The organism is Arthrobacter crusticola (assembly GCF_004357995.1).
Taxonomy (GTDB): domain Bacteria; phylum Actinomycetota; class Actinomycetes; order Actinomycetales; family Micrococcaceae; genus Arthrobacter_D; species Arthrobacter_D crusticola.
Genome location: NZ_SMTK01000001.1, coordinates 336,471 through 354,365, shown reverse-complemented (window position 1 = coordinate 354,365; position 17,895 = coordinate 336,471). Strand labels below are relative to the sequence as shown.

At 69.1% G+C, this 17,895-nt stretch carries 17 protein-coding genes and 4 tRNA genes; 10 read left to right on the top strand and 11 right to left on the bottom strand.

Translation table 11 applies throughout. From position 1 onward, the window contains the following. Positions 1-2 precede the first annotated feature (2 nt). From alaS to rpsD, 4 genes are all read right to left on the bottom strand, one after another. Positions 3-2,681, bottom strand: a complete 2,679-nt coding sequence (gene alaS / locus E2F48_RS01635) for an alanine--tRNA ligase (protein WP_133402265.1) — start codon at positions 2,679-2,681, stop codon at positions 3-5. Positions 2,682-2,779: 98 nt separating this feature from the next. After that, positions 2,780-3,028 carry a DUF6167 family protein gene (locus tag E2F48_RS01630; protein WP_246018468.1) on the bottom strand — a complete coding sequence of 83 codons (249 nt, stop codon included), beginning with the start codon at positions 3,026-3,028 and terminating at the stop codon, positions 2,780-2,782. 69 nt (positions 3,029-3,097) lie between these two features. Continuing rightward, positions 3,098-3,472, bottom strand: coding sequence for a DUF948 domain-containing protein (locus E2F48_RS01625; RefSeq protein ID WP_120165420.1), 375 nt, complete (start codon positions 3,470-3,472; stop codon positions 3,098-3,100). Between the two features lie 140 nt (positions 3,473-3,612). Beyond that, entirely contained in the window at positions 3,613-4,239 is a 627-nt protein-coding gene (gene rpsD, locus E2F48_RS01620; RefSeq protein WP_120165419.1) for a 30S ribosomal protein S4, read from the bottom strand. A 302-nt stretch (positions 4,240-4,541) separates the two neighbouring features. Between rpsD and E2F48_RS01615 the strand changes: the two genes are divergently transcribed. Next, on the top strand, positions 4,542-5,123 hold the full coding sequence (locus E2F48_RS01615; protein ID WP_133402264.1) for a GNAT family N-acetyltransferase: 582 nt from the start codon (positions 4,542-4,544) through the stop codon (positions 5,121-5,123). Between the two features lie 37 nt (positions 5,124-5,160). Here E2F48_RS01615 and E2F48_RS01610 read toward each other — a convergent pair whose 3' ends face one another. After that, positions 5,161-6,564: a replication-associated recombination protein A gene (locus E2F48_RS01610; protein ID WP_133402263.1), complete on the bottom strand. Its 1,404-nt coding sequence runs from the start codon at positions 6,562-6,564 to the stop codon at positions 5,161-5,163. Between the two features lie 62 nt (positions 6,565-6,626). On the opposite strand from E2F48_RS01610, the gene E2F48_RS01605 reads away from it, so the two are divergent. Further along, positions 6,627-7,283, top strand: coding sequence for an acVLRF1 family peptidyl-tRNA hydrolase (locus E2F48_RS01605; protein WP_133402262.1), 657 nt, complete (start codon positions 6,627-6,629; stop codon positions 7,281-7,283). Between the two features lie 106 nt (positions 7,284-7,389). On the opposite strand, the gene rpe is transcribed toward E2F48_RS01605, so the two are convergent. The 5 genes from rpe to E2F48_RS01580 form a co-directional block, all read right to left on the bottom strand. Next, the gene (rpe, locus tag E2F48_RS01600) at positions 7,390-8,061 is read right to left on the bottom strand and encodes a ribulose-phosphate 3-epimerase (RefSeq protein ID WP_133402261.1); all 672 of its coding nucleotides are present in this window, start codon (positions 8,059-8,061) and stop codon (positions 7,390-7,392) included. 56 nt (positions 8,062-8,117) lie between these two features. Further along, positions 8,118-9,686: an RsmB/NOP family class I SAM-dependent RNA methyltransferase gene (locus E2F48_RS01595; protein ID WP_133402260.1), complete on the bottom strand. Its 1,569-nt coding sequence runs from the start codon at positions 9,684-9,686 to the stop codon at positions 8,118-8,120. Further along, positions 9,679-10,638 carry a methionyl-tRNA formyltransferase gene (locus E2F48_RS01590; protein ID WP_133402259.1) on the bottom strand — a complete coding sequence of 320 codons (960 nt, stop codon included), beginning with the start codon at positions 10,636-10,638 and terminating at the stop codon, positions 9,679-9,681. The genes E2F48_RS01595 and E2F48_RS01590 overlap by 8 nt, the downstream gene beginning before the upstream one ends. After that, the gene (gene def / locus E2F48_RS01585) at positions 10,635-11,249 is read right to left on the bottom strand and encodes a peptide deformylase (protein ID WP_133402258.1); all 615 of its coding nucleotides are present in this window, start codon (positions 11,247-11,249) and stop codon (positions 10,635-10,637) included. The genes E2F48_RS01590 and def overlap by 4 nt, the downstream gene beginning before the upstream one ends. Before the next feature lie 251 nt (positions 11,250-11,500). Beyond that, positions 11,501-12,439, bottom strand: a complete 939-nt coding sequence (locus E2F48_RS01580; protein WP_246018467.1) for a cytochrome — start codon at positions 12,437-12,439, stop codon at positions 11,501-11,503. Positions 12,440-12,601: 162 nt separating this feature from the next. Here E2F48_RS01580 and E2F48_RS01575 point away from each other — a divergent pair. The 8 genes from E2F48_RS01575 to E2F48_RS01540 all read left to right on the top strand — a co-directional run bounded on the left by E2F48_RS01575 (position 12,602) and on the right by E2F48_RS01540 (position 16,706). Further along, positions 12,602-12,675, top strand: a tRNA-Gly gene (locus tag E2F48_RS01575). Positions 12,676-12,725: 50 nt separating this feature from the next. Further along, positions 12,726-12,799, top strand: a tRNA-Cys gene (locus E2F48_RS01570). A 26-nt stretch (positions 12,800-12,825) separates the two neighbouring features. Further along, a tRNA-Val gene (locus E2F48_RS01565) sits at positions 12,826-12,897 on the top strand. A 344-nt stretch (positions 12,898-13,241) separates the two neighbouring features. Then, positions 13,242-13,949, top strand: a complete 708-nt coding sequence (locus tag E2F48_RS01560; RefSeq protein ID WP_133402257.1) for an SDR family NAD(P)-dependent oxidoreductase — start codon at positions 13,242-13,244, stop codon at positions 13,947-13,949. A 139-nt stretch (positions 13,950-14,088) separates the two neighbouring features. Further along, positions 14,089-14,916, top strand: a complete 828-nt coding sequence (locus E2F48_RS01555; protein ID WP_133402256.1) for an enoyl-CoA hydratase/isomerase family protein — start codon at positions 14,089-14,091, stop codon at positions 14,914-14,916. Positions 14,917-15,046: 130 nt separating this feature from the next. Next, entirely contained in the window at positions 15,047-15,769 is a 723-nt protein-coding gene (locus tag E2F48_RS01550) for a hypothetical protein (RefSeq protein ID WP_133402255.1), read from the top strand. Positions 15,770-16,020: 251 nt separating this feature from the next. Next, a tRNA-Gly gene (locus E2F48_RS01545) sits at positions 16,021-16,097 on the top strand. A 351-nt stretch (positions 16,098-16,448) separates the two neighbouring features. After that, positions 16,449-16,706, top strand: a complete 258-nt coding sequence (locus E2F48_RS01540; protein WP_133402254.1) for an antitoxin — start codon at positions 16,449-16,451, stop codon at positions 16,704-16,706. Positions 16,707-16,779: 73 nt separating this feature from the next. Here the strand turns inward: E2F48_RS01540 and zapE are convergent, their stop codons facing one another. Further along, entirely contained in the window at positions 16,780-17,814 is a 1,035-nt protein-coding gene (gene zapE / locus E2F48_RS01535; protein WP_133402253.1) for a cell division protein ZapE, read from the bottom strand. Positions 17,815-17,895: the final 81 nt, after the last annotated feature.

The window sequence follows — 17,895 nt, the reverse complement described above, 5'->3', positions numbered from 1 at the left end:
CCTCAGCGTGCGGCCACGGCGGCGCGCACCGCTTCGAGGGCCGCGGCCACCTTCTCCGGGTCCGCGCCGCCGCCCTGGGCGACGTCGTCCTTGCCGCCGCCGCCGCCGCCGAGCACGCCCGCGGCAATGCGCACCAGCGCGCCGGCCTTGACGCCTTCGGACCGGGCCGCTTCATTCGTGGCGATGAGGATGAGAGGGCGCCCGTTGGCGACGCCGGCCGCGGCCACGACCGCCGCGGAGGACCCGAGGCGTCCCCGCAGGTCGAGCGCCAGCGTGCGCAGCGCGTCGGCGCCGGCGACCTCGCCGGCGTCGTGGGCGATGAGCCGGACCCCGTCGACGTCCTGCGCCGTGCCGACGAGGGAGGCGGCGGCCGCGGCGAGCTGCTCGTTGCGCAGCCGCTCGAGCTCCTTCTCAGCGGTCTTCAGCTTCTGCAGGGTCAACGACAGCCGCTCGGGCAGCTGGTTGGAGGGCACCTTGAGCATGTCCGAGAGCTCGCTCACCAGGGCCCGCTCGGCGGCAAGGTGGCGGAAGGCATCCATGCCCACGAGCGCTTCGACGCGCCGGTTGCCCGAGCCGACCGACTGCTCCCCCAGCAGGGTCAGCGACCCGATGAGCGAGGTCGACTCGACGTGCGTGCCGCCGCACAGTTCACGGGACCAGTCGCCATCGATCTCGACGACGCGCACCCGGTTGCCGTAGGCCTCACCGAAGAGCGCCATGGCCCCGAGGGCCTTGGCCTCCGCGAGCGGCATGATCTTGGTCTCGACGGAGTGGTTGCTGCGGATGGCGAGGTTGGCCACCTCCTCGATTTCGCTGCGGGCGGCGGAGCTGATGCCCTCACCCCAGGCGAAGTCGAACCGCAGGTAGCCGGCCTTGTTGAAAGACCCGCGCTGGGTCGCCTCCGGGCCGAGGATCTGGTGCAGCGCGGCGTGGACGATGTGCGTTCCGGAGTGGGCCTGTTCCCCGGCATGGCGGCGCTGGCGGTCGACGGCGGAGGTGACCAGGGCTCCCTGGGTGATCTCGCCTTCACGGACCACGGCGCGGTGGACGTGAAGGCCCTTCACCGGGCGCTGCACGTCGAGGACCTCGACCACGAAACCGTTGCCGTTGATCATCCCGACGTCGGCGGCCTGTCCGCCGGACTCCGCGTAGAACGGCGTCTGGTCGAGGACCAGTTCGATCTCCTCGCCCGTGGAGGCCACCGGAATCGACTGTCCGTCGCGCAGCAGGCCGGTGACGACACCCTCGGTGGTCAGCTCGTCGTAGCCGGTGAAGATCGTCTCGCCCGTGGCGAGGATCTCGTTGAAGACGGAGAGGTCCGCGTGCCCTGCCTTCTTGCCGCGGGCATCTGCCTGCGCGCGCTGGCGCTGTTCGAGCATCAGCGTCCGGAAGCCCTCGGCGTCGACGGACAGCCCGGCCTCCTCGGCCATTTCGAGGGTCAGGTCGATGGGGAAGCCGTAGGTGTCGTGGAGGGCGAAGGCATCCGATCCGGACAGCGGCCGGTTGGCGGCCTTCGACTCCTTCACGGCCTCTTCCAGACGCGCGGTGCCCGAGGCGATCGTGCGCAGGAACGCCTTTTCCTCGGCGTAGGCGATCCGGGCGATCCGGTCGAAGTCCTTCTCGACCTCCGGGTAGGTGCCCTTCATGGCGTCGCGGGAGGCGGGCAGCAGGTCGGGCAGGCAGGGCTTCTCCACCCCGAGCAGGCGCATCGCCCGCACGGCACGGCGGATGAGGCGGCGCAGCACGTACCCGCGTCCCTCGTTCGAGGGGGTCACGCCGTCGGCGATGAGCATCAGCGAGGAGCGGATGTGGTCGGCGACGACGCGCATCCGGACGTCGTCGGTGTGGTGGGGGTCGTCGGGGCTTTCGGCGCTGGTGTACTCGCGTCCGCTGAGTTCGGCCGCCTTGTCGAGCACGGGGCGGACCTGGTCCGTCTCGTACATGTTCTCGACGTCCTGCAGCACCATGGCCAGGCGTTCGAGGCCGAGGCCGGTGTCGATGTTCTTCTTGGGCAGTTCGCCGAGGATCTCGAAGTCGTCCTTGCCGGTTCCCTCGCCGCGCTGGTACTGCATGAACACGAGGTTCCAGATCTCGACGTAGCGCGAATCGTCGGCCTCGGGTCCGCCCTCGACGCCGTAGGCCGGGCCGCGGTCGTAGAAGATCTCCGAGCAGGGGCCCGCGGGGCCCGGCTGTCCGGTGGACCAATAGTTGTCCTTCTTGCCCATCTTCTGGATGCGCTCGACGGGCACACCCACCTCGTCCCGCCAGATGGCCAGGGCCTCGTCGTCCTCGTGGTAGACGGTGATCCACAGCTTCTCCGGGGGCAGGCCGTATCCGCCCTGCTCGACGCTGGAGGTCAGCAGCTCCCAGGCCATTCTGATGGCATCCTGCTTGAAGTAGTCCCCGAAGGAGAAGTTTCCGGCCATCTGGAAGAACGTGCCGTGGCGTGCGGTCTTGCCGACCTCCTCAATGTCACCGGTGCGGATGCACTTCTGCACGCTCGTCGCCCGGTCGTAGGGGGCCTGCTCCCGTGCGGTGAGGTAGGGGATGAAGGGAACCATTCCCGCCACCGTGAAGAGAAGCGAGGGGTCGCTGGAGACCAGCGACGCCGACGGCACGACGGTGTGCCCGTTCTTCTCGAAGTAGCTCAGCCAGCGGCTTGCGATCTCATGGGACTTCACGGGGGATCCTTCGGGTTCGGCAGGTGGGTTCGGACCGGCAGGGGCGGTGCTGCCCGCGGCGAGCCGGTGCGGTTCGGGTTCGGGGCGCTCCGGCCGCGTCAGCGGTGCGTTGCTGCGGGGGCCGGGAGAACCGGCTGCTCGACGCCGAGCGCCGAGCGGAGGTCCGCCTCGCGCTCACGCATCCCTGAGCGGAAGGCGTCGGCGAATCCGGCGATATTGTCAGAGGCCGAGCCGACGGCGCGGTTGAGGCCGGCCGGCCCCAGTGCCGACTTCGCGGCGCTGACCTTGCGTACTGCGAGAACACCGATGGCCACTCCCGCTGCCATCCATAGGGCTCTTCTGATCATGGGATCCTCCTCGTCGAGTGCTGACGGCGGTGTTTGCTGATCCGGGACCGCGGGCCCGGGTGGGGCGGCTCAGCGGCTGCGGCGCCGCCCGGCCGGCGTCTTCCGGCCGGCGAAGGCGGTGCGGACGCCGTAGGAGAACGCCGCGACCTTGATCAGCGGGGCTCCGAGCGTCGCGGCGACCAGGGAGGACAGCGCGGAAAGGTTTGCGGAGGCGTCGGACACGTTGGAGGTGATGCCGTCGACGTTCTTCAACTGCTGGTGCGTGGTGCTGACGGTGCTGGTCACCTCGGTGATCAGCGGCGTCGTCTCGTCCGTCACAGTGCGGATCGCGGTGCGCAGCTCGTCGAACACCCTGCCCAGCTTCAGCACGGGCACAGCCAGCAATGCGACCAGGACGGCAAACACACCGGCTGCAATGAGGCCGGCAATATCTCCACCGGACATGGACGGTCTCCTTCGTACACAGATAACCGCCCTCGGGCGGCAAGGATTTGGGGTGCCTTACCCAATAGCCCGCGGCCGGAGCCGCGGGCTATTGGGATGGCTGCTGTTCGAAACCGGCGGGCTAGCCGCCGGAGCCGGAACTAGCGGGCGTAGTACTCCACCACGAGCTGCTCTTCGCAGGTCACGGGGACCTCGGAGCGCTTGGGGCGGCGGACCAGGCGGGCCTGGAGCTTCTCGAGCGAGACGTCGAGGTAGCCCGGGACGGCCGGCAGGACGTCGCGGTGGGCGCCGGCTGCTGCAACCTGGAGCGGGACCATGGTCTCGCTGCGGCTGTGGACGTGGATCAGCTGCCCCTCCGCAACGCGGAACGACGGGCGGTCCACACGGGCGCCGTCGACCATGATGTGGCGGTGGACGACCAGCTGGCGGGCCTGGGCGATGGTGCGGGCGAAGCCGGCACGGAGCACGAGGGCGTCCAGACGCATTTCGAGCAGCTCGATGAGGTTCTCACCGGTCAGGCCCGAGGTGCGGCGTGCTTCTTCGAAGACGCGGGTCATCTGCGCTTCGCGGATACCGTACTGGGCGCGCAGACGCTGCTTTTCGCGCAGGCGTACGGCGTAGTCGCTGTCCTGCTTGCGGCGGGCGCGTCCGTGCTGGCCGGGAGCGTACGGGCGACGCTCAAGGTACTTCTCGGCCTTCGGGGTCAAAGCAATGCCGAGGGCACGCGAAATGCGGACCTTCCGGCGGGCACGTGTGTTGTTAGCCACGTTTACCTTTCATCTGTTTCTGCGGCAAAGAGCCTGGCGCATCGGTTGAATGCGCGGCACTTTCTCTGTGTTGCTGGCCTCCTTGTGCGGAGAGCCGGGATTGGCCGCTTCCCGGTACTACAGTCAGCTCCGCGCACGCTCCTCCGCCGTCGAAATTCGAGGGAAAGGGAACGGGCACGGCGCTACTTGCCAGTCAACCCACAATCCTAGCAGTCCGAGGGCCCGAGAATGGTCAGCGGCCGCTTCCCCCGCCGGTCCGGCGCCCGATGGTTCCCCGGCTCCCGGGCGGCTAGGGTACCGCCATGGAGTATGAGATCCGTCCGGCGGACAGGGACCGGTTCGGGGATGTCGCGGTGCTGCTGGGCCCCCGCAATCCCGATTCCTCGGTGTGCTGGTGCCTGACCTACCGGCTGCCGTCCCGCGAGAACCGGGAGCTGACCGGGCGCCAGCGCGCCCAGCGCGTCGAGGAGCTCTGCGGCCGCGCCATTCCACCCGGGATTCTGGCCTACGACGGCGACAACGTGGTGGGCTGGTGCGGCGTGGCGCCCCGGGCCGAACTCCACTCCTTCGCCCGCAGCACGAGAATTCCGCACCTCGATGACCTGCCCGTGTGGAGTGTCTGGTGCTTCCGGGTCAGGGGCGGGCACCGCGGCAAGGGCGTTGCCGCGGCGCTGCTGCAGGGCGCCGTGGAGCATGCCCGGGACCACGAGGCGCCAGCGGTCGAGGGCTACCCGGTGGACAACGGTGGGCAGAAGGTCGACACGACGATGGCCTATGTCGGCACCCGGGCGCTGTTCGAGCGGGCCGGCTTCACGAAGGCCGCCGACACCACCGCGGTCTCCAACGGCTTCCCGCGCGTGCTGATGCGCCGCGCCCTCCCCTGAGGGCGCCTCCCGGCGGGCCCTCCACCGGGGCCCGGGCCTACCGGCCCCGCAGGATCCTGCGCAGCCGGCCGAGGCGGGTTCCGATGTCCCGTTCGGCCCCCCGGTCGGTGGGGAGGTAGTAGTCCCGGCCCACCAGGTCATCGGGCGCGTACTGCTGGGCGGCGATGCCATGCGCTTCGTCGTGGGAGTAGACGTATCCCTTGCCGTGGCCGAGCTGGGAGGCCCCGGGGTAGTGGGCGTCGCGCAGGTGGGCGGGGATGCCCTGGCCCCGTCCGGCCCGCACGTCGGCGATGGCGGCGTTGATGCCGTTGTACGCCGCGTTGGACTTCGGGGCCGTGGCGATGTGGACGACGGCCTCGGCGAGGATGATCCTCGCCTCGGGCATCCCGACAAGCTGGACCGCCTGCGCCGCCGCCACCGCCGTCTGCAGCGCCGTCGGATCGGCCATGCCCACGTCCTCGGAGGCCGAGATCATGATCCTGCGGGCGACGAAGCGCGGGTCCTCCCCCGCCTCGAGCATCCGGGCTAGGTAGTGGAGGGATGCGTCGACATCCGAACCCCGAAGCGACTTGATGAAGGCGCTGGCGACGTCGTAGTGCTGATCGCCCGCCCGGTCGTACCTCAGTGCCGCGACGTCGAGCGCCTTTTCGGCGTGCTGGAGTTCCACCACGACCGGCCCCGGCCCGTCGCCGGCGGACTGGGCGACGCCGGCCGCCGCCTCGAGGGCGGTGAGCCCGCGGCGCGCGTCGCCGGCGGCCAGACGCACCAGGTGTTCAAGGGCCTCCTCGCTCAGGCGGACGGTCCCGCCCAGGCCCCGTTCGTCCTCGACCGCCCGCTGCAGCAGCCCGGCGATATCGGCCTCGGTCAGCGGGCGGAGGGTCTGCAGCAGCGACCGGGAGAGCAGCGGAGCGACGACGGAGAACGAGGGGTTTTCGGTGGTGGCCGCGATCAGGACGACCCACCGGTTCTCGACCCCGGGCAGCAGCGCGTCCTGCTGGGCCTTGTTGAACCGGTGGATCTCATCGAGGAAGAGGATGGTGGTCCGGCGGTGGAGGTCGCGGGCGGTCAGGGCCTCTTCCATCACCCGGCGGACGTCCTTCACGCCGGCGGTGATCGCCGAAAGCTCCACGAACTGCCGCCCCTGCCCGCGGGCCACCACGTGCGCGAGGGTCGTCTTACCGGTTCCGGGCGGACCCCACAGCACGACCGAGGACGGGCCGGCGGGCCCTCCGGAGGCGGTGTCGCCGGCCAAGGTACGCAGCGGCGACCCGGGGCCGAGGAGATGCTGCTGGCCGACCACCTCGTCGAGGGAGCGCGGACGCATCCGCACGGCCAGGGGGCTCCGCGGCCGCTGGGACACAGCGCCCGCGACGGTCGGCGGTGCGGCGCCGGGGAAGCCGTCGTCCTCATCTTCGGCGGCGGCGCTGAATAGATCATTCACATTGCCAAGGCTACTGTGTAGCACTGACGCCGGCGGATGGCCGGGGCGGAGCGGAGGACACGATGGCAGAGCCGAGAACCGTCCTCGTTTCGGGCGAGCGCCTGGCCGGCTGGTTGGAGCGGTTCGCGCAGCGCAACGGCGGATACACGATCGACGCCGGCTCCCCCGGCGGAGCCCTGACCCTGAACGCATCCAACGGGTGCCGTGCCGTCCTGGTCCCCCCGCTTCCACCGGCACAGGAGGCCGCCGGGGCGCCCTCTGTGGAGGCACTGACCGCCGCCGCGGGGGAACCGCGCGCGGTGGCGCTGATCCTGGTCCGCCGGGGCGGCTATTCGGTAGGGGTGGCCCGCAACGGCCGGCTGCTCGCCTCCAAGACGGGCACCCGGTACGTCCAGTCCCGCACGGCCGCGGGCGGCTGGTCACAACAGCGGTTCGCCCGGCGCCGGGCGAACCAGGCCTCCTCGCTCGTCCAGGCCGCGGCGGAACACGCCTCGGCGGTCTTCTCGGCCCACCCCATTGACTGCGTCCAGTTGGGCGGCGACCGCACCCTGGCCCTTGAAGTGCTCGCCCACCCGGCGCTGACCCAGTACGCCCACCTCCCCCGGCTGCCGTTCACCGCTGTGCCCGATCCGCGCCTGGCCGTGCTGGAGCGGGCGGCGGCGGAGGCGATGTCGGTGCGGATCACCATCACCGACCCGCCGGAGGCAGCCGCGGGTTGAACCCTTCCGGCGCCGCACGCTCTCCGACGGCGGCGGCACCGGTTGGAGCGCTGTCGGACCACGGCCAGGGCGATCCGGTCCGGGCGTCCAGGCCGGACAGCGTCGGCTACCGGCCGGCGGAAGCGGCTTCGGCTGCCAGGCGGAGGCGGTCGATCGCCTGGCCGGGATCCTCCGCTCCGTACACGGAGGATCCCGCGACAAACACCGTGGCCCCTGCCTCCGCTGCGCGCAGGATGGTCTCTTCGGTGATGCCGCCGTCGACCTGGATCGCCAGGGGAAGCGACCCGCCGCGGACCGCCTCGGCCGCCCGCCGGATCTTGGGCAGGGTCAGGTCGAGGAAGGACTGCCCGCCGAACCCTGGCTCCACGGTCATGATCAGGAGCAGGTCGAGCTCCCCCAGCATGTCGAGGTAGGGCTCGACCGACGTGGCCGGCCGCAGCGCCATACCGGCCTGGGCGCCGCCGGCCCGAAGCTCGCGGGCCAGGCGGACCGGGGCGGCCGCGGCTTCGGCGTGGAAGGTCACCGACGCGGCACCGAGCTCGGCATACGCGGGGGCCCACCGGTCGGCGTCTTCGATCATGAGGTGGACATCGAGCGGGAGCCCGCTGACCTCCTGGATCCGCTTCACCACCGGCTGGCCCAGCGTGAGGTTGGGCACGAAATGGTTGTCCATCACGTCCACGTGCACGGCGTCGGCCGCACCGATGCGCTCGAGTTCACGCTCGAGGTTCACGAAGTCGGCTGAAAGGATGCTCGGATTGATGCGGCAGGCGCCCACAGGTGTCCTTTGCGGTTGGAGGTGGCGGGAGCGCGCGCTGCGTCCCGGAACGGAAGTCAGACGGGCTTGCGGATCAGGGCCAGGAACATGGCGTCGGTGCCGTGCAGGTGCGGCCACAGCTGTGCCGTGGATCCCGCCCCGGACGCAGCCGGCCGGGCCGAGTTCAACGGTCCGCCGATGCTGACCGCGTCGAGGGCCGCGCCGGAGTCGAGCAACTCCATCTCCGGCCGACGGCGCAGGGCGTCCTCGACGACGGCGAGGGTTTCGGCATGATGCGGCGAGCAGGTCACGTAGGCGACGACGCCTCCGGGGCGCACGGCCTCGAGCGCGGACTCAAGCAGGCCGCGCTGCAGCGGGGCAAGCTCCACGAGGTCCGCAGGCTTGCGCCGCCATCGGGCCTCGGGGCGGCGCCGCAGGGCACCGAGCCCGGTGCACGGCGCGTCGACCAGGACCCGGTCATAGCTTTCCGGTTCCTCCTGCCCAACCTCCCTGCCGTCGCCGACGCGCACCGTCCACGTCCCGCCGTCGACCGGACGCAGGGCCTGACGGACGAGCTGTGCGCGGTGCGGCACCGGCTCATTGGCGACAAGGGTGGCGGGCACGGAGCGGCCCAGCGCGGCGAGGAGCGCGGACTTACCTCCGGGCCCGGCGCACAGGTCGAGCCAGCGCTCGGATCCGGCGTCGGGCGCCGGAACGGAGCCGGCCACGGCTCCGTTCTCCGGTCCGGCGGGAAGCAGGTCGACGGCAGCCAGGGCGCGGGCGACCAGCTGCGAACCGGTGTCCTGCACACGGAGCGTACCCTCCCGCACCCCGGCCAGCCGTCCGACGTCACCTCCTGCGAAGTAGGCGGACCCTTCGGCCAGGCGGCCCGGTTCGGCGCCCTCGGCCAGGGCTTCGTCGAGGGAGCCCAGGCCGGGAAGCGCCACGAGGTTCACCACGGGCGCAGCGTTGTCGGCCTCGAGCAGCTCGTCGATCTCCTCGACGGTGCGTCCGTGGGCGACCAGTGACTGCCGCAGAGCCCGCACGATCCACTCCGGGTGGCTGTGGGTCAGGGAGGCGATCTTGACGCCGTCGGTCTGGTTGGCGGTCAGCTCCCCGATCCAGGAGGCGAGGTCGCGGGCGGCCACCTTGCGCAGCACGGCGTTGACGAGGGAAGCGGGCCCGGCGCCGATCACCGCACGGACCAGGCCGACCGTCTGATCGAGCGCGGCATGGGCGGGCACGCGCATCCCGAGGAGCTGATGGGCACCGATGCGCAGCGCGTCGAGCACGGCCGGATCGAGCTGAGCCAGGGGACGGTCGACGCAGCGGGCCAGCACCGCATCGTAGGTTCCCTGCCCGCGCAGCGCGCCGTAGGCCAGTTCCGTCGCGAACCCTGCGTCTCGGCGGTCGAGTCGATGCTTGCGGATGCTCACCGGGAGGACGAGATTCGCATAGGCGTCCTCCGCAGCCACCGCCCGAAGCACCTCAAACGCGACAAGGCGCGCCGGATCGGCCTTCCGGGTCCGCTGGGAGGGAGCGGACTGGGAGAACTTGCGCTCCCCCGAACGGTTCCGCTCCCTGCCCTTTTCATTACGGCGCGGGCGCTGGCCCGGCCGCTGACCCGCTCCTGGGGTATCAGACATCGAAAACCAACTCTCCGCGCGCGAGGGCGCCCCTCGCCCAGTCACGGGCGTCCATCATTGTCTTTCCGGCGGGCTGCAGGCGGCCGAGCACCACCGGCTCCGACCCGGTGCCGACCTGTACGCCGCCGTCCCGGAGCTCCACCCGACCGGGGGCAAGGTCCACCGGATCGCCGGACCCGGTGTCCGGCCGCGCCGGCCGGAGTTCGGACGCCGGGCGCACCGGCGCGATTTTCACGCGCTGACCCGCAAGGAGCGTCCACGCGCCCGGCTCGGGGGTCACGGCATTGATCCGCCGCCGGACGGCGACGGCCGGTTGCGTCCAATCGATCCGGGCGTCATCGATCGAAAGCTTGGGGGCGAGGCTGACCTCCCCCTGCTGCGGAACCGCCTCGACCGCGCCCTGCCCGAGCGCCGTCAGCGTCTGCGCCAGAAGGACCGCGCCGCTGCCGGCGAGCCGGTCCAGGACCTCCCCGCTGGTGTCGGAGGGCGCCAGCGCTTCGGTCACGGTTCCGAACACGGGGCCGGTGTCGAGTCCGCGCTCGAGGCGGAAGGTCGACGCCCCGGTGATGTCGTCACCGGAAAGCACCGCGTGCTGCACCGGTGCGGCGCCGCGCCAGGCTGGCAGCAGCGAGAAGTGAAGGTTGATCCAGCCATGCCGGGGAAGTTCGAGCGCCCGCGGCGGCACAAGCCCTCCGTAGGCGACGATTGCCGCGGCGTCGAGGTCGAGCGCGGCCAACTGCTCGACCACCTCGTCAGTGAACCGGTTGGTCTTGATCAGGGGCAGCCCCAACTCCTCGGCCCGGGCGGCCACGGGGCTCGGGGCCAGGGTCCTCTTCCGCCCGACGGGGGCATCGACGCGGGTGAGCACCGCGGCGATCTCAAAGCCGGCGTCCGACAGCGTGTTAAGGGAGGGGACGGCGACGGCCGGAGTGCCGGCGAACAGGATCCTCACCGCCGGCGTCCCGAGTTCTCCGCACGCCGCGGTGCGCCCGCGGGACCGGCGGCCGATGCGCTGATGAAGCTCGACCCGAGGGTCTTGGCCCGCTGTGCCGCCGTTTGGCCGGCCACGCTGTTGTAGTCGGCGCTGCGGATGGCGCGCATGGCGACCTTCTTCTCCTCGCCCCGGAGTCTGTCGATGTAGAGCGTTCCGCGCAGGTGGTCCGTCTCGTGCTGCAGGCACCGCGCCAGCATGCCGGTGCCTTCGACCTCGACCGGCTCCCCGTGCGCATCCTGCCCACGGACCCTCGCCCATTCGGCCCGTTCAAGGAAGTTCCCAAGCCCCGGGACGGAGAGGCAGCCTTCGACGGCGCCGTCCTGCTGCAGGGTCTCCCCCACCTCGAGAACGGGGTTGACTACGTGGCCCTCGAAACCGTCGATGCTGTAGGTGAAGACCGAAAGGCCCACACCGATCTGGGGTGCAGCGAGGCCGACGCCCTGCACATCGAGCATCGTCTCGGTCATATCCGCAACCAGCTTTTCGAGCTCGGGGCCGAAGTTCGTCACCGTCGCGGCAGGGGTGCGCAGGATCGGGTCGCCGATGATCCTGATACTCAGTACAGCCATTCGGTTCGAATTCCTTCACCTGTCGGGCGCGGCGGGCGGATGCCCGGGTGGGCGCTGCGGGGGTCTGCGGCGTGCGCGGAGGGCTCGGACCCATCAGCGAAAGCCCTCGAGCCATTCTAGAACGCCGCGCCGCCCTGCCGTCCCCGGCGCCGCTGGGCTGCGGGAGTGCCGGGCGCATCTGGGCAGGGCCGGTCGCTGCCCACGGCCTGTAATCTGCCGGGCGGGAGCCGGCCCGGGCTCCGCGGTAACCGTCAGCCGGCTGCGACGGAGGACGGCGTTTCCGGAGCGGGTGCGGCCGGGCCCGAAGCGTCCGCACCGGTGACCGGAGCCGGCGCCCCGGCCGCAGCGCGGGCGGGCGGCGGGCCGATGGGAAGCAGCGCCCGCCCTGCCGTTTCGGCGTTTCGGCCGGCTTCCCAGGCGCGGCGCAGTGCACAGAATCTAAACCAGTGCTCCTTCAACACCTCGGGGTTGGCCCGGAGGGCACGGACCTCCGTCTGGCCGATGGCCACACCGAGGAGGAGGGGCTGCTCGCCGTACTTCCACGGTTCCCATTCGCCCTGATGGGGATCAACGAGGCTCTCCTGGGCCTTCATGCCCGCGACCAGCTGCATGACGACCTTGTCATCGAGCCCCTTGACGAAGCCGTCGCGGTCGGTGTTCTTGGTCTTGTAGTCGATGAGGCACAGCCGGCCTCCGATGGTGGCCACCAGGTCGAGGGTTCCCGCGTACCCGAGTTCCTGATTCCAGACGGTCAGCTCCGGGGCGATCGGCCGGACATCATAGAGTTCCCACCACTCGTCGAAACGGGCCGCGAAACCCTCCTCCCCGTTCTCCGCGAGGGCGAGCCGCGCGGCGTCGAGCGTGGAGGGCCGGCCGAGGGCACGCAGGGCCACCTGCTCGCAGTAGTTGTGCACCCGGGTGCCCCGGAGCGCCGCGTCGTCACGGTACCGCTCGGCGGCCTGCGAGGCGTCCCGGACGGCCTGCTTCAGCTCGGCAGGTTTGCCCAGCGATCCGGGAAGGCGCGGATCGGCAGCCAGGGCGTTCGCCGCCATGTGCCCAAACCAGCCACCGAGGGACGACGGCGCCTGGGCGATGACGGTCGTGATCGACGGGACGGTGGGCTGGTCCGACGTCGACCTCGCATACATCCGTCCGTAGGGAGTGGAGTGGGCGAGCAGCGGTTCAGTCATGGCTTAAGTCTGTCACTCTCCGGTGACACTCCCGCGCCGCTCCGTTGACCCGAAGACGCGCCCGATTGGACGAACCTCGAATAGTCCTATAGAGTTTTTTCTCGTTGGAAAACAGAAAAACACGAGGAACTCAAGGGTTTCGGTGTTCTAAATTTTCTTTCTGCGGACGTAGCTCAGCTGGCTAGAGCACCACCTTGCCAAGGTGGATGTCGCGGGTTCGAATCCCGTCGTCCGCTCGCAAGTCACTGCATGGCCGGTTCATCCGGCTGTCTGTTTGTTGGATAGCGGTGGGGTGGCCGAGTGGCTAGGCAGCGGCCTGCAAAGCCGTGCACGCGGGTTCGAATCCCGTCCCCACCTCCAGTAGGTGAATTGCAGAGCAGGAAATTGGGCGATTGGCGCAGCGGTAGCGCGCTTCCCTGACACGGAAGAGGTCACTGGTTCGATCCCAGTATCGCCCACGGAGAAAGACCCCCGGGAAACCGGGGGTCTTTTGTTTTCTAAGGCACGCTCCACGGGTTCCCGGTGTCGGCGTGAGGCGAGTCACCCTTGAGCATCGACGCGGGGCGCTCTGTATCTTCAGGACTCCCGGAAAAAGCCGGCGGGTGCGCTTTCCTGCGGCGCCGGTGGGGCCAGGACACCCTGCCATTGCCTGCCGCTGCGCACCCGCCGTCCACACCCCGACCCGCCCGGCGCTGAGTTCCCGATCCAAGGCTCCTCTCCAAAGGGTTGCTATTAAACGACTGGTTGGCTATAACTGTACGGGTCGGTAGTTGACCGACTGTCTACCAAAGGAATCGAAACTATGGAAACACGTAAAGTTGCCGTCATTACCGGCGCATCGCAGGGCATCGGCGCAGGTCTCGTCGACGGCTACCGCAAGCTCGGGTATGCGGTTGTCGCCAACTCCCGTTCCATCGCCCCGTCCGAGGACTTCGACCTCGTCACCGTTGCCGGAGACATCTCGGACCCCGAGGTTGCCGAGCGCGTCATTGCCACGGCGGTTGAGCGCTTCGGCCGCGTGGACACGCTCGTGAACAACGCGGGCATCTTCATCGCGAAGCCGTTTGCGGACTACACCCAGGAGGACTACGACAACGCCCTGCGCGTGAACCTCGGCGGCTTCTTCCACATCAGCCAGAAGGCCATGGCGAACATGGTCGAGCGGGGCTCGGGGCACGTCGTGAACATCACGACCACCCTGGTTGAAAACGCGAACTCGAACGTCCCGTCTGCTCTCGCTTCCCTGACCAAGGGCGGCCTCGCTTCCGTCGTGAAGTCGCTCGCGATCGAGTACGCGGCCCGCGGGGTGCGCGTGAATGCGGTCTCCCCCGGCATCATCAAGACCCCGCTGCACGCCGAGGAGACGCACGACGCCTACGGAGCACTCCACCCGGTCGGCCGGATGGGAACCATCGACGACGTCGTACACGGCGTGCTCTACCTTGAGCAGGCCCGGTTCGTCACCGGCGAGTTCCTTCACGTCGACGGCGGGCAAAGCGCAGGCAACTAGCACCGGCCGGGGGCGGCGGATCCGCCGCCCCCATCCCGGCGAGAGCGATCCAAAGCGGGCCTTCCCCCTCCCCACCCGCGAAGCCGCAACCGATCCGGAACTCTTTCGTTCCGCGGACCCAAGGAGCCAGCGTCAGTCCATGACTTCGAAACAATTCACCGTCGACCCCGTCTCTCCGTCCTATTGGCGGGTCACCTTCGCCAATGGTCCCGTCAACCTCTTCGACCCGGATTCGATCGATGAACTCGCCCTCCTGCTCACCGCCGCCGAGCAGGATCCCGACCTTCGGGTGATCGTCTTCCGCAGCGACAACCCGGATTTTTTCATGGCACACTGGGATCTCCTCAGCGACAGAACCAGAGTGGCGAACATGGCTCCGGGACCGACGGGCCTCCACCCCTACCTCGACAATTTCGTCCGCCTCAGCAGGCTCCCCGTGGCAACCATCTCCGTCATCCGGGGACGCGCGCGCGGAGCCGGCAGCGAGTTCGTCCTAGCCACCGACATGCGGTTTGCGTCGGAACGCGCGGTTCTGGGCCATTTCGAAGTGGGTATCGGCGCCGTACCGGGGGGAGGCCCAATGGCGCGACTCGGACACCTCATCGGGCGCGGCCGGGCCCTCGAGATCCTCCTCGGAGCCGATGACATCAATGCCGCGGATGCCGCCGCTTACGGCTATGTCAACCGGGTCATCAGTGATGCGACGATCGAGGCCGACGTCGATGCACTCGCCCGCCGGATCGCCGGGTTCGACAGGGCGGCCCTGTCTAGGACGAAGGCGCTCGTCGACAAGGCGACGCTGCCGGAGGATCAAGACTTCGCGCCGGGCCTTCAGGCATTCTTTGCGACGGCAGGCCGGCCCGGAAGCCAGCCGCTGATCCGCAGCCTGTTCGCTCAGGGCCTGCAGCAGGCCGGCGGGGTCGAACTGGACCTTGGACGCCGCGTCGGAGAACCGCTGGAGGAATGACGCGAAGGCGTCCGGATCACCTTTCAGTGCCCCGGGACCGAAAAGTGATCCGGCCCACTGAAGGGGAATTATCCCTCGGCGCCAGAAGTTGATATCGAAACAGAACTGGTTCGTCCTAAGGAGTATTGACATGGCGACACTACTCGAGCAGGTCCTCGAAGCCAATGGCGGCCTTGACCGCTGGAAGAGCCTCAACACTTTCACCGCCCGCATCGCCTACGGCGGCCCGTTCTGGGAATTCAAGGGACAGCCCGACGTCCTCGGCACCGACCTCGTCGAGGCGAGCCTGCAGGAGCAGCGCACCCGCCACACGCAGGAGGGCACCGGCCGCGTCATCGAATACGACAAGAAGTCAGACCGCGTGACGGTGACCGCCGCCGACGGCACGCTCATCGAGGAACTGACCAACCCCCGCGCCAGCTTCGAGGGCTACACCTTCGAAACGCAGTGGACCCTCGCTCAGATGTACTACTTCCGCAGCTACGCCACCTGGCACTACCTCGTCGAGCCCTACATCTTCACCTGGCCGGGCGTCGAGACTCAGGAAGTGGAGCCCTGGACCGAGAACGGCGAGACCTGGCGCGTACTCAGCGTCACCTTCCCTTCCTCGATCGACACCCACAACACCACCCAGCTGTACTACTTCGACGCGGCAGGGCACCTGCGCCGCATGGACTATCAGCCGGAGGTCAACGGCAACGCCCCCGGTGCCCACTACATCCGCGGGGAGGCCGAGGTCGACGGACTCATCATCCCCACGAAGCGGCACATCCACATCCGCAACGATGACAGGACCCCCGATCTGTCCTGGGTTCTGATCGAGATCGACCTGAGCGACATCACGATCGCGTAATGCTCCTGCCGGAGGAAAGGACACCTCCCCTCCGGCCGAATGCCGGCTCCACGGCACCCTTCCGGCGCCCCTCGGAGCGGTTCAGCGGTTGCCGCAGAACCGCCTGCCCCGGATTTGGCTCCCCCTTCCCGGCGCGATATTGTTGAGCCACTGGTTTGAACCGGTTTCGCGAAGCGTAAATAGCCTTCCGCTGATGAATCCCCTTAGAGCCAGGCACATATCACCCGGGGTCCCGTGCAGGGGCGCCTTTTGCGGACGTAGCTCAGCTGGCTAGAGCACCACCTTGCCAAGGTGGATGTCGCGGGTTCGAATCCCGTCGTCCGCTCCATCGCTTCAGGCTTCCAGCCGGAACTGCGCCACCGCAGCACGTCTGCCGCCTGCCGCCCCCACCGCCCTCTCGGCACCCCCCCCGGCGAAACTGCAGCTCACCACGTTATGTCCCACTCGAAGCGTGGTGACCTGCACACTCGACCGCGACCGCAGCGCCTCCCGCCAAGCCTTCCCGGCGAAATTGCAGCACACCACGTTATGTCCCACGCAGAGCGTGGTGACCTGCACACTCGACGGACTGCGGAACCCCCGGAGGAGCTACCACCCCTCCCCCGGACGATTCCCGGCAATCTGCACTACGATTGTGACGAGGGGAACACCAGGTTCCCGGGTAGGAAAGGAGGTGCCTGTGTCTGTTTTTGACGGGCTCAAAGGCAAGGCCGGTGGGTTGAAGGACAAGGCGACCGGACTGATCGGCGCCAACTCGGGGAAGGTCAAGACCGGCATCACCAAGGCCGGCGGCTTTGTCGACGGCAGGACCGGCGGCAAGTACTCCGGGCGCATCCGCGGGGTGCAGTCGAAGGCCTCGGCGATGGTCGACAAGATCGAACGCGAGCAGCGCGGCGGCACGACCGGACCTACACCTCCTCCGGCCTCATCGCTTTAAGTACCGCAAAAAGGAAGCGCCGGTCCCGCCGTGAGGCGGAACCGGCGCTTTTGTTTAACCTCCGGCCCGGAGGCTACGCTACGGAGCCGCCCTGGCGGGCCAGCGCCGTGAGGCGGGAGACCGCCCGGTAATACTTCTTCATGTATCCGCCGTGCATCATCTCATCGGTGAACAGCTTGTCGAAGGGCACACCACTGGCGAAGATCGGTACGTCCCGGTCGTAGAGGCGGTCGGCCAGCACCACGAAGCGCAGCGCCACGGACTGCTCGGTGATCGTGGACACGCGGTGCCATGCCACCGCCTCCACCCCGTCGAGCATCTGCCGGTACTTGCTTGGGTGCACCCCGGCCAGGTGGTGGATGAGGTCGCCGAAGTCATCCTCGGCCAGCACCCCGCCGTTGCCCGAGTAGTTCCGGACGTGGTCGCGCAGGCCGGATTCACTCAGGGGCGCCGGCGGCTGCGGCAGCCCGCGGTGGCGGTAGTCCTCGCCGTCGATCCGCAGCACGTCGAACTGGTCGGCGAGCACCTGGATCTCCCGCTGGAAGTCGACCGCCGCGAACCGGCCTTCGCCGAGGGAGCCCGGCAGGGTGTTGGAGGTGGCGGCCAGCTTGACGCCGGCGTCGGCGAGTTCGCGCATGAGCCGGGACATCATCACCGTGTCACCCGGATCGTCGAGTTCGAATTCGTCGATGCAGACGAGGTTGTAGCCGCTGAGCGACTCGACGGTCTTGCGGAACGAAAGCACGCCGCACAGGTTCGTGTATTCGACGAACGTGCCGAAGGCCTTGGGTCCCTGCGTCGCGTGCCAGAGGGAGGCGAGCAGGTGCGTCTTTCCGACGCCGAAGCCGCCATCGAGGTAGATCCCCGCGCGGGACGGCGCCTTTCGTGCGCCGAAGAGTTTCCGCAGTCCGCTGGGCTCGGGCTCGTCAACGGTCGCGGCGAACGCCCGCAGCCCCCGGACGGCGGCAGACTGGGAGGGCTGTGAGGGGTCGGGCCGGTAGCTGGAGAACGACACGTCCTTGAAGCGCGGCGAGGGGTAAAACCCGTCGAGCAGTTCCTCGACTGAGACTTTCGGCGCGCGGTCGGTCAGGTGCTCTACGGATGCCACGAATCTGGGGTGCTTTCTCTTGCCGGCCGAAGGATGCGATGGGGAGCGCGACGGCGCGCCCGCTAGGCAACATTACGGCAC